This is a genomic window from Mycobacterium sp. NGS67, assembly GCF_059812185.1.
In genome coordinates this window covers 42,096-54,848 of the sequence record NZ_JCALCF010000006.1, presented here as the reverse complement: position 1 = coordinate 54,848, position 12,753 = coordinate 42,096, and the positions used below count along the sequence as shown (strand labels likewise).

Here is a 12,753-nt window from a genome sequence, read left to right as displayed (position 1 = left end):
TTTACGTCAGGGCGCTTTTTCGCTTTCGATGCCGTTCGATTCCTTTTTGCCGGCGCCATTGCCCACCGCCGCTGCGATGACGGGCTGCTGGGGGATGACGCTGTAGCCGAACAGCGGTAGGGAATGACCGAGGTACTCGTCCTCCTGCTGCTTATTCTTCTTTCTGCCATTGCCGTTGATCGAGTCCGAGACTCCCCATTGCAGGTCATCGGTGAATTGTTTGCGCACCCCGCTGAGATCGAATAGCGGAAGCGAGTGGCTCGGTTCGAAATGCCCTGACCGGCGGCTCTTGGCAACGCCGCCCGGTGGTCGCTTCCGCCTATTAGCGGGCGCAGTGGCGCGGGTCCGTGTCTTCGGCGGCGGTCTCCGCTTGGCTGGGTCCGGAAGCAGATGGAGCCTGACGAGATGCGGGGAGATCTTCTTCCACGTCTGCTGCATCTTTTCGTTGAGCACGTCGTTTCCGGAGCCGTCCAGTTTCGAAGGCCACCAGTTCTTCTGGCCGATCATTGCAGCCAGGGCCGGCACGGTAATCGTCCGCACCAAGAAGGTGTCGATCACAATCCCGATGCCGATGATGAAGCCGGCCTCCTGCATGGTGCTGATGCTGGCGGACAGGAGGCCGAACATCGACGCCGCGAAGATGAGGCCCGCCGAGGTGATCACGCCACCGGTGGATCCCACGGTGCGGATGACGCCGAAGCGCACACCGTGCGGCGACTCGTCACGTATTCGTGAAATCAGCAGCATGTTGTAGTCCGCGCCGACGGCGACGAGCAAGATGAACGAGAGGCCGGGCAGGCTCCAGTGCAGTTCCTTGCCCAGCAGGAACTGGAATACCAGGACGCCGATGCCAAGCGCCGACATATACGAAAGCAGCACCGACGCAATCAAATACAGCGGTGCGACGATAGCCCGCAACAGGATCACCAAGATCAGGAACACAATGACGATGGTCGCGATGATGATGAAATTCATGTCGCCGTTGTAGTAGTCACGAGTGTCACGAAGACCCGTCGGCACTCCTGCGACCATGATCTTCGCGTCGGACAACTCGGTGTTCGGTGTCGCTGCGCGCGCCGCCTTCTCAATCGCGGTGATCTGGTCCATCGCGGCAGTACTGAACGGACTAAGCCCACTTTGGATGAAGTATCGTGCTGCGTGGCCGTCAGGCGCGATGAAGAGCTGTGCGCCCTTCTTGTACTCCTCCCGGGTCGTGATCTGTGGGGGCAGGTGGAAGCCGGCCATGGACGGCTTACTCGCGTCGTGCTTCATCTCCAGCAAGAACCCGGACGCTTCATTCAGACCGGAGCCGATCCGTCGGGTCTGATCCACGAGTTCTTTGACGCCACCGGCCAATGCGCGGCTACCGTCCGCCAGAGCATTGGAACCCGCTTGCGCTTGGCTCATGGTGGATTGCAGGTTCTTGATGGTCTTGAGGGCGTCGGAAGCTTGAGTCAGCATCTGCTGTATTTTGGCCAGCGTCTGGCCGATCGTCGAAGCTTGCTCCGCCGCTTGGAGATTACGCGCCATTGCCTTGATCGACAGCAATGTTCCGTTGTCGTCGGCGGAGACCATGGCTGCCAACCCGGCACGCGAACTCACACAGGATGGATCAATGTTGCACTCGGGGCTGGCATTGAGCGCTCTGACCATCGGTCCGGCCCAGGCCGCCACATTCTCCGCATTCGTGGTTGAGGCGTTCAAGCTGTCGCTGAGGTTCTTCATCTGCCCGGTGAACCGTGCGCCCTGCTCGAGCGCGCTGATTGCCTTGTCGCCGCCCAACATCTGCTCCATGGCGGTCAGTGCCGCTACTGTTCCACTGAGACTGGAAACGGCACCGGTGACTTGATCGCGTAGCTGGGCAAGAGCATCCGCCAGTTGGTTCGCGCCTCCGACCAACCGGTCCAGATCGCCACCATGACTCTCGATCTGGGTGGAGGCTTCGTCGAGTTTGCCGCCGACCTCGCCGGCCTGCCACGACACCTTCATCTGTTCCAGCGGTTCCCCGTTGGGCCGGGTCAAGCCCCGCACCATGGTGATGTCCGGGACTTGGCTGACCCGGCCCGCCACCTGCTCCAAGTCCGCCAGCGCTGACGGTGTACGCAAGTCGTGGGATGACTCGATGAACAACATCATCGGGGTCATCGCGTTCATCGGGTAATGCTGATTCATCGCCTCGTAGCCTTTGGAGCTGTCGACTTCGTCCGGCAACGATTTGAGGTCGTCATAGTTGTAGCGAACAACGGTCATGCAAGCCGCGAGGGCAATGAGCACGGCAAGACTGGCGACCAAATGGATGCGGGGCTTGCGCACGATGCGGATTCCCGAACGCCGCCACAGTTGCGTGGTGAGATCGCGCCGCGGCTTGATCCAGCCACGTCGGCCGGCGAGCACCAGCACCGCGGGCAGGAACGTCACCGCAGCCAGCAGCGACACGACGATTGAAATCGAAATCGCCGGACCGATCGCGGAAAACACTTCGAGTTTGGTAAACACCATGGCAAGGAAAGTGACTGCGACCGTGGCGGCAGACGCGGCGATCACTTTGCCGATCGACATCAACGCCTTTTTGACCGCGGTGTCGGAATCGTCGCCGTGCCGCAGGTAATCGTGGTAACGGCTGATCAGAAAGACGGCGTAGTCCGTTCCGGCACCCATCATGACTGCCGTCATGAATACGATGACTTGCAGGTTAGTGTCCAGTCCGAGTTCGGCCGCCCCGGAGAGCACGCCCTGCGCGGTGGCCAGCGAGATGCCGATCGTCGCCAGCGGTATGAACATCGTGACGATATTGCGATAGATCACGATCAGGATGATCAGCACACTGAGAACCGTGGCGATCTCGATGAAGTGAATGTCTTCCTGACCGATGTCGGTGATGTCGGAGATGGTTGCCAACGGTCCGCTGAGGTTGGCGGTCAGGGTGGTGCCGGTCACCGTCTGTTTGACGATCGCCGCGACGCGCTTATAGGTCGCTAGGGTAGCCGGATCATTCTGGTCACCGGGGACATTGACCGGCAAAATAAAGGCTTTGCCATCCTTGGCGACCAGCAGCTTGCGCATCTCCGGGTCGTCGAGGGCGTTCTGCACGGACATCTTGTCCTGCGTGTCTTCGTTCAGTTTGCTGACAAGTTTGCGGTAGGTGGCGTCGTCGTCGGGCGTCAGACCCTTCTCGTTGGTCAGGACGACCATCAGCAGGGCAGTGGGTGTCGCCGCCGCTGCTGAGGCGTCGTTCTTCTCTTCCTGCTTGCCATCGGGTGTCACGCTCCACGCCTTGGCCATTTCTCTGGCGACGACCATGGTCGGAGCGTCATCGGGGAACGGACTGGGGGGGTGCTTGCCGGCTTGGACTTGCAGCGGCGGGAAGGTCAGCGCCAACACCACCGCCACCGCGACCCAGGCTCCGATAGTGAGCCACGGATACCGCACGACGAACTGTCCGAGGCGGTCGTAGATCCCCCCGACCTTTGCAGCCTCACTTGAACCGCTTGACACCTCTACAAACCTACAAGGTGATTTCGGGCTCGGTGGGGTAACGACGTGCCGCACTCAAGTGTGACGCTAGCGTGACGTCCGCCGCGGTCATTAATGCTTTCCACTCCCACGTGCCGGTACCGCCGGGCCCGACTGGCGGACTTTCTCCTCGATGAGGTCCGCGGCCTTCTCCACACTGACCGCCGACGGGGTCATGCGTTTCGCCATCTCGAGGGCGCGGTTGACGTACTTGGGCTCGAGAACCTTGCGCAGATCTTTCCTGAGCGATTTCTTGGTGACCCCGGCGAAGCGTCGCGCCTTACCGATCTTGAGCTTGACGACCTGGGCCGCCCATAGCGGCTGTTCGGCGCTGATCCACAGAACCAGGGTGGGCACACCGGCCTTCATCCCGGCTGCCAGGGTGCCGGGACCACCGTGATGGACTACCGCGCGGCACTTCGGAAAAACTGCGGCGTGATTGGCGTCGGCGACGAGTTTGACGTTGTCAGGAACCGCGATGTCGCCCAAATCGGTGACGCCGCCGCAGATCAAAGCTCGGGTGCCCAAATCGGCACACACTTCGCTGATCAACGCGACTGTGTTTTCCGGCGTTTCCACCCGCATACTGCCGAAACCGAAGTAAATCGGCGGTGTTCCGTCGTCGATCCAAGCTAGGACCTCGTCATCGGAGGACGTCGGCAACTCCAACGTCAGCGCCCCGACGAACGGACGCTTGTCACCCCACTCTTCTTTGAGTCCGGGAAAGAAAACGTCCTCGTAGCCCTGGATCTCCAACCACCCGTTTCGTCCGATGCGCTTGGCGGAAGACACCCTGGTGGTCGGCAGGCCCAGCGCGCGTCGCTGCTCGTTTTCGGGGCCTTTGGTCATCAACCAGTACAGTCCGTAGACCGCGCGCATCGCCGTGCGGACTGCCGGCGGGGGAAGCAGCGGGATCAAATGACCGTGCACCCGCTGGGGGAAATAGTGCAGCGCGGCCAGCGGGATATCGAGGTACTCGGCAACGTTCGCGGGGACGCCCTGGTAAGTCTGGCCCGAGACAATCACGTCGGCGCCTTCGGCCAGTGCAACCAAGACTTCACCCATTTCGGCCCAGCCCCGGGTGAGGTACTCCGCGCCCGGCCGCAACACACCGAGCGGATTGCGGACTCGCCAAAAGCTCCGGAAGATCTCTTCCTCTAACTGCGCGTGCGAATCCGGGCCGTAGGCAACGGCTTTGAGACCGGCCGATTCGACGAAGTGGACCAGATTCGGCGGAACCGCCATCTGCACGTCGTGCCCTCGACGCTGGAGCTCTACTCCTACTGCAGCGCAGGGCTCAACGTCGCCGCGGGTGCCATGGACGGCGAGGACAGCTTTCATTGCCGGTAATCAACTCCGTTGAATGTCTTCGCGTAGCGAAGGTGAACCCTTTGCCGACTCTACTGCGCTACCCGAACCGGGGTGCTCGCCAAAGTGCCGGCCACGACCCGCTGGAACACCGACTTCAACTGGTCGGTGAAACGGGTCACCGATTCCCGCGCAACCGGGTTATTGGGGTAGGACACCATGATCGAGACCTCGTCGAAGAGGCGGAACACCGTCGAGTACTTGTATGCCGGGCTGCGTCCGTCGGTGTATGCCGCGGCATTCACCCCGTCCAGCGCGGTCGCGACGATGCCGGACAGCGGCGGTAGTCCCGCGTCCATGTAGCTCATCATTGTGAACTGCGGTCCGGGCTTGCGCAGCCAGGGGGCCAGTTCGAGGACGCGGTCGAACGGCACTTCCTTGACGTTCATGTTGGCGTCAAAAGATGCCTGTGCGGCGCGAGCCGTCTCCTCGAACGAGTTCGGGTCGATCGGAACCGTGAACGGCACGATGCCAGTGAACCAGCCGACTGTCATGTACTCCGCCGGAGTCTTGCGCTTGTCGGTCGGCGTGAGCCCGTAATAGGTCAGCTCGCCGGTCATCTCGTAATACGCCAGCGCGGCGCACGCGAACAGCCCACCGCTGAACCGAGCATCCGCCTGCCGGCACATGTCTTCGAACTTCGCCGTCTGGTCGGCGGCCAGCAGCTGCTCCACGCGGACGTCACCGCCGCACGCAATCGACTGGTCGCCCAACGGCAATGGGAAGTCGGGCAGCGTCCCGCCGTTGGCCTCGGCGAACTCGATCCAGGTCCGCACTTCCGGCGACTCGAGCGTCATGGACGCGATGGTGTTCGCTTCGCGGATGCAGAAATCGTCGTAACTGGCGGCCGGCGGCATGGTCATCGGGGCCCGCCCCTCGACCAGCGCGTTGTAGTTCATCACGATCTCTACGTACAACCCTGCGATCAGCATCGGGTCGCAGTGCAGGTGGTCGACCACCGCGAAAAGAGCGAACTTGTCTTCGTACTGGATGATGCCGTAGCGGAAGCAGTCCCACTGCAACGGATCTGGGGTCGCCATCACGTGGGCTTCCCATTCCGGCTGCGTCATTGAGCCGTACTCTTTGGCGACGAAGTTGATGTCGCGCGGGTTCTTCAGAGTGTGCCGGACGATGTTGTCCGGGTCCTTGAACTCAAACCAGCTGTGATACGTGCCGTGTCGGCGCAGATGCGTGTTGATGACATAGGTCATGGCGCGAAGATCGCAACGGCCGGGCACTTCCCACGAGCCCATGATCGCTCGCGAATAATCCAGGCCCTTGTCGCGAAAGTCGACGAAACCGCGAAGGTGACCTGCCTGCATGCAGCTCGGAGGCACAGGAGTCGCCGGGGCTTGTTGCGCCTTGGCGAGGCAGCCGGCGGTCGGTTCCCACGCGATGACGGTGCCCGCACCGGGGTCCCAGTCGTAGGCGTTACCGACTCGCAAGCTGTCGTGCTCAGACCCTCCGCCTATGAACACGTTTCCTCCTATGTTAGAAGCCCTGCAGGACAAGTTATTTCGCGGTCACGTCATGTCATGCCGTTACACCTTCTTTGGGAGCCATCTTGTCGACCAGGTGATCCGCCAATCCTCGGACGGTGGTGATGTCCGCCGAGGTGATGCGCACGCCAGTCTGAGCCTCGATGTGCGTGCGCAATTCGAGATTGCCCAGCGAGTCCAAACCGTACTCCGACAGCGGGTGATCGGGGTCGATATTGCGACGCAGAATCAAACCGATTTGCTCGGACAACAGCCGGCGCAACCGGCCGGCCCATTCCTCGATCGGCAGCTCGGACAGCTCGGCACGCAACTTGCTTGAGCCAGAACGCTTGTCGCCGGCGGTCTTGAACATCTCGAGGAACTTGCTCCGCGCTGCGAACGACGCGATCCACGGTGTGCCGATCAGCGGGGTGTAGCCCGAGTACGCCCGGTCGTGGCGCAGCAGCGCCTCGAACGCGTAGGCACCCTCGTCCGGAGCGATCGCGGCACCGCTGCCTTCAGCGAAGTCCGCGCCGCGGCCGATCTCACCCCACGCACCCCACGCAATTGCGTTGGCGGGCAAGCCTTGCGCGCGCCGCCAGGCGGTGAACGCGTCCAACCAACTGTTGGCTGCGGCGTACGCGCCCTGGCCCGGTGAGCCCAGCAACGCGGCCGCCGAGGAGAACGAGCAGAACCAGTCCAGCTCGGCCGTCGCGCAGGCTTCGTGCAGGTTCCACGCGCCGTACACCTTGGGAGCCCAGTCCCGGTCGATCAACTCGTCAGTGATGTTCGTCAGGACGGCGTCCTCGACCACCGCGGCGCCGTGCAGAACACCACGCAGCGGAAGTCCGGTGGCCGTCGCCGTCGCAACCAACTTATGTGCGGTGTCGGCCTGTGCGATGTCGCCGCACATCACTACCACGTCGGATCCGATCGAACGAATGAGTTCGATTGTCTCCAAAGCCTTTAGCGTCGGCTGCGACCGCGAGCTCAGCACAATGCGACCGGCCCCGGCTGCGGCCATCTTCTCGGCCAGGAACAATCCCAGGCCACCCAGGCCGCCCGTGATGATGTAAGAGGCGTCCCGCAGGAACGCGGGCGCCTGCTCCGGAGGCAGGACCACGCTGCTGCGTCCGGCCTGCGGAATGTCCAGGATCAGCTTGCCGGTGTGCTGCGCACCGCTCATCACGCGGATCGCCGTTGCCGCCTCGGCCAGCGGGTAGTGGGTGGCCTCGGGCATCGGCAGCTTGCCCTCGGCGGTCAACCGGTACACGGTGCTCAGGATCTCGCTGACCTGCTGCGGGTGGCTGACGGACATGATGCCCACATCGACACCCCAGAACGCCAGGTTCCTGCGGAACGGGAACAGGCCCAGCTTGGTGTCTCCGTAGATGTCGCGCTTACCGATCTCGACGAACCGCCCGCCCAGCGCCAGCAATTTCAGACCGGCGAGTTGGGCCGCTCCGAACACCGAGTTGAGCACGATGTCGACGCCGTAGCCGTCAGTGTCGCGCCGGATCTGCTCAGCGAAGTCGATGGTGCGGGAGTCGTACACGTGCTCTATTCCCATGTCGCGCAACAGTTGTCGACGCTGCTCGCTGCCGGCGGTCGCGAAGATCTCCGCGCCGGCCAGCCGGGCGATCGCGATTGCAGCCTGCCCCACACCGCCCGTGCCGGAGTGGATCAGCACCTTGTCGCCGGCCTTGATACGGGCCAGGTCATTCAAGCCGTACCAGGCGGTGGTGTGCGCGGTGGTCACGGCCGCGGCCTGAGCGTCGGTCATCCCGGCCGGGAGTTTGGTGGCCAGCCGCGCATCACAGGTGACGAAGGTGGCCCAGCAGCCGTGCGGCGACATGCCGCCTACGTGGTCACCGACCTGGTGGTTGGTGACGCCGGGTCCGACCGCCGTCACGACGCCGGCGAAGTCGGTGCCCAGCGCGGGCAGGATCCCGTCCAGGCTCTGGTAGCGACCGAAAGCGTTGAGGACGTCGGCGAAGTTGATGCTCGAAGCCGTGACCGCGACCTCGATCTGTCCGGGCTCCGGCGCTACTCGGTCGAAGGCGGCGAACTCCAGCGTCTGCAGGTCACCTGGGGTGCGGATTTGCATGCGCACCCCGTCGCTCTGGTGGGCCGCGACAGTAGTCTGCCGCTCCTCGGGGCGCAGGGGCGAGGGGCAAAGGCGAGCGGTGTACCACTCGTCGTTGCGCCACGCCGTCTCGTCTTCGTCAGTTCCGGCCAGCAGCAACTGACGCACCACCTGCTCGGCGTCGGTCTGCTCATCGATGTCGATATGGGTGGTGTGCAGGTGCGGATGCTCGGCACCGATGACCCGGAGCAATCCGCGCAGGCCCCCCTGCTCCAGGTTCGGCACATCTTCGGGCAGCACGATCTGCGCACCGCGCGTGACGACGTAGAGCCTAGGTGCTTCGCCCTGGACCTCTGCCAGCTCCGTAGCGATGCGGACCAGGTGGTGGACGTAGTCGCCCCCGCGGCGCGGTGCTTGGCTGTCCGGCGCGCCGTTCCGCGGTGCGGTCAGCACTACGAGCCCGGTGAAGCCGCCGCGGTTCAGCTGGTCGCGCAGCCGCTCGGCCATCGCCGGGTGGTCGCCGTCCAGACGCCAGGACAGTGTCGTCGACTCCGCCTCGTGCAATTTCATCGTGTCGGTGAGCGACGTCGCCAGCAGGTCGGCAGCCTCGGAGGTGCTGACGATCAGCCATGAGCCGGGCTCGGTGGTGGCCACGTCGGGCAGCTGCCGTTGCTGCCACTCGACGGTGAGCAGCCGCTCACCGAGCACGCGAGCCCGCTCGCCGCTGGCCGAAACGCCGGTGCCCATCTGAAGACCACGCACGGTGAGCACCACCGCGCCGTGCTTGTCCAGCAGGTCGAGGTCTGCCTCGACAGCGCCGCCGGTCGCCGAGGTCACTCGGGTGTGGCAGTACTTGGCGGTGTGGACCGGACCGCGCAGCCGGAGCTCACGCACGCCCAGTGGCAGCAGCAGGCCGCCGAGGCTGGCGATCGCGACACTAGGGTGCGCGGCCACCGACTGGAAGCACGCGTCGAGCAGCGCCGGGTGCACCCCGTAGTTGGTCTGCTGCGTGCGGATAACGCTGGGCAGCGAGATTTCGGCCAACACCGACGTGCCGGTCTCTTCAGCCGTGTGCGCGACCGAAAGACCGGTGAATGCGGGTCCGTACTGGATGCCACACAGGTCCAGTGCGTCGCGCAGGTCTCCGCCTTGCACGGCGCTCGGGTGCACCGACTGTAGGGCCTCGATGTCCTGCGGGCCCGGCGCGGCTTCGTCGTCGGCGGCATGCAGCACCGCGGAAGCCCGGCGTGCCGAAACCCCGTCCTCGTTGGTCTCGACGACGAAGTTGAGTTCGTCGGGCACTTCTGCCGTCGCGGTCAGGGTGACCTGGGTTTCCTCGTCGAGCAGCAACATCTGCTCGAAGCGGATGTCGCGTACCACGGCGGCGTCACCGAAGATGGTGCGGGCCGCGGCCAGCGCCATCTCGCAGTAGGCGGCACCCGGCAGGGTGACCGTGCCGTGCACCTGATGGTCGCCCAACCACGGCAGCGCGTCGGTGCCGATCTCGGCCTGCCACACGTGGCGCTCCGGGTCCTCCGGCAGCCGCACGTGCTGACCCATCAGCGGGTGCACGGAGACACTCGAGCTCAGTGCGCGCGAGCTGTGCCCGTCGCGGCTCAGCAGCAGCGTACGGTGCGTCCACGCCGGCAGCGGAGCGTCGACGAGGTGGCCGTGGGGGTACACGACGGAGAAGTCGACGGTCGCGCCCGTCGTGAACAGGTCGCCGACGAAGCCGCGCAGACCGAAGGGCAGCGGCTGCTCGCGCCGCATAGCGGCCAGCGCTGCGGCCGTCATGTCGAGGCTGCGCGCGGTCTGGTCCACGGCGTGGGTCAACAGCGGGTGCGGCGACAGCTCGCCGAAGACGCGGTAGCCGTCCTCGAGCGCAGCCTGCACCGCCGCCGAGAACCGGACGGTGTGGCGCAAGTTGTCAACCCAGTAGTTGGCGTCGCAGTACAACTCCTCACGTGGGTCGAAAGAGGTCGCCGAGTAGTACGGGATCTCGGGAGTCAATGGCTCGACGTCGGCCAGCGCGTCGTACAGGTCGTCCAGGATCGGATCCACCTGGGGCGAGTGCGACGCGACGTCGACAGCCACTTCGCGGGCCATCACGTCGCGGTCCTCCCAAGCGGCGATCATCTCGCGAACGCTGTCCGTGGCACCGCCGATGACAGTGGACTCCGGCGAAGCGACCACTGCGACCACCGCGTCGTTGATGCCGCGGGCCATCAGCTCGGAGAGCACCTGCTGCGCGGGCAATTCGACCGACGCCATGGCTCCGGAACCCGAGATCTTGGTCATCAGCTTGGACCGCCGGCAGATCACGCGCGTTCCGTCTTCCAACGACAGCGCGCCAGCGACAACGGCCGCCGCGCACTCACCCATCGAGTGGCCGACGACTGCGGCCGGGTTGACGCCGTGAGACTTCATCGTCTCCGCGAGTGCGACCTGCATGGCGAACAAGGTCGGCTGCACGCGGTCGATGCCAGTCACCTTCTCCGGCGCGGACATGGCTTCGGTCACCGAGAACTCGGACTCCGCGGCGATCAGCGGCTCGATCGCGGCAACCGTCGCTGCAAAGACCGGCTCGTTCGCCAGCAGATCCACACCCATGGCGGCCCACTGAGACCCCTGACCGGAGAACACCCAGACCGGACAGCGTTCTTCCTGGCCCACCACTTCTGGGTACAGCGCATCACCGTCGGCGACCCCGCGCAGTGCGGCCACCATCTCCTCGGTGTTGCGGGCCAGCACGGTGGTCCGCACCGAGCGGTGCCCGCGCCTGCGCGCCAAAGTGTAAGCCAGGTCTCGCGCCGCGAACTCGGTCGCGCGCGACTGAACCCAGTCGGCCAGGCGCGAAGCGGTCTGACGCAGGCCGTCGGCGGAGGAGGACGACAGGGGAAGCAACAGCGTGTCATCACCGGCCGGGGCGGCAGCGACTCCATTCGGCGAAGTCGGCTGCGGGGCCTGTTCGACAATCGCGTGCACATTGGTGCCGGAGATCCCCCAAGCCGACACACCGGCGCGGCGCGGGCCGTCACTTGCTAGTGGCCACTCGGTGTTTTCCACCGGCAGGAAGAGTCCGGTCTCGATCTGTGCCAACTCGTCGGACAGCGACTCGAAATGCAGGTTCTTCGGCACGACGCCGTGCTGAAGGGCAAGGACCGTCTTCATCATCCCGAGCGCGCCGGCCGCCGCCTGGGTGTGCCCGAAGTTCGTCTTTGATGCACCGATGGCGACCTTGTTGCCTTTGGCGTACACCTTCGAGAGGCTGGTGTATTCGATCGGGTCACCTACCGGTGTTCCGGTGCCGTGCGCTTCGACCATGCCGATGCTGCCGGCGTCGACGCCCGCTGCCTGCAGAGTGGTCTCATACAGTGCTGCCTGTGCGTCCCCGGAGGGCATGGTGATATTCGGGGTGTGGCCATCCTGGTTGGCGGCCGTTGCGCGTATGACGGCCAGGATCCGGTCACCGTCGCGCTGCGCATCCGAAAGGCGCTTGAGGAGCAGCAGCACGCAACCTTCGCCGGAAACGAAACCGTCCGCTTTGGCATCAAAAGCGTGGCAACGCCCGGTGCCGGACAGCATGCCACCCGCCGAGGCCGAGGCTGACCTGCGGGGCTCCAACATAACGTTGACGCCGCCGGCGATCGTCATGTCACTCTCGCCGCCGCTGATGCTCCGGCACGCCTGGTGGATTGCGAACAGTCCGGACGAGCACGCAGTATCGATCGTCGATGCGGGTCCTTGGAGGCCCAGTGCGTAGGAGATCCGGCCGGAAGCCATGCTGAACAGCGATCCCGGGTTGCCGTACGGTCCGTCGAAGGCGTCCGACGCCATCTGCACTTGCTGATAGTCGGCGTAGTTGACGCCGATAAAGACACCGGTCTGCTTGGCGATGGTGTCCTTGGTCAGGCCGGCGTGCTCCATCGCCTCCCACGCGGTTTCCAGCAGCAATCGGTGCTGCGGATCCATCGTCGTTGCTTCTTTTTCGCTGATTCCGAAGAACTCGGGATCGAAGTCCCCGACATCTTCGAGGAACGAGCCCCACTTGCAAACGGATCGGCCAGGTACACCCGGCTCGGGGTCGTAGTAGTAGTCGTTATCCCAGCGGTCGGCAGGAATTTCGGTCACGAAATCGTCGCCGCGGAGCAGCGCGTCCCACAGCAGGTCCGGTGTGTTGATCCCCCCCGGCATCCGGCAGGCCATCCCAATGACAGCTACCGGAGTGACGCCCGTCCTAGCCACTAACCCTCCACCTCTCTGCCTATCCACAAGTTCCTATCACCGCCGCACGCTCTTATCAGCGCT

4 protein-coding genes are annotated in these 12,753 nt (G+C 64.3%); all 4 read right to left on the bottom strand.

The window, feature by feature from the left end:
• Nucleotides 1-6: 6 nt before the first annotated feature.
• Nucleotides 7-3,495, bottom strand: coding sequence for an MMPL/RND family transporter (locus tag AC5Y4D_RS07020; protein ID WP_500036835.1), 3,489 nt, complete (start codon nt 3,493-3,495; stop codon nt 7-9).
• A gap of 90 nt (nt 3,496-3,585) precedes the next feature.
• Nucleotides 3,586-4,854 carry a glycosyltransferase gene (locus tag AC5Y4D_RS07015; protein ID WP_500036834.1) on the bottom strand — a complete coding sequence of 423 codons (1,269 nt, stop codon included), beginning with the start codon at nt 4,852-4,854 and terminating at the stop codon, nt 3,586-3,588.
• A 59-nt stretch (nt 4,855-4,913) separates the two neighbouring features.
• Nucleotides 4,914-6,359 (bottom strand): condensation domain-containing protein, encoded by a 1,446-nt coding sequence (locus tag AC5Y4D_RS07010; RefSeq protein ID WP_500036833.1) that lies wholly within the window; start codon nt 6,357-6,359, stop codon nt 4,914-4,916.
• A 55-nt stretch (nt 6,360-6,414) separates the two neighbouring features.
• Nucleotides 6,415-12,690: a sulfolipid-1 biosynthesis phthioceranic/hydroxyphthioceranic acid synthase gene (gene pks2, locus AC5Y4D_RS07005; RefSeq protein ID WP_500036832.1), complete on the bottom strand. Its 6,276-nt coding sequence runs from the start codon at nt 12,688-12,690 to the stop codon at nt 6,415-6,417.
• Nucleotides 12,691-12,753 lie beyond the last annotated feature (63 nt).

Coding starts and splice junctions, on each gene's coding strand:
- AC5Y4D_RS07015 (WP_500036834.1), bottom strand. CDS start 4,854: ATGAAAGCTGTCCTCGCCGTCCATGGCACCCGCGGCGACGTTGAGCCC.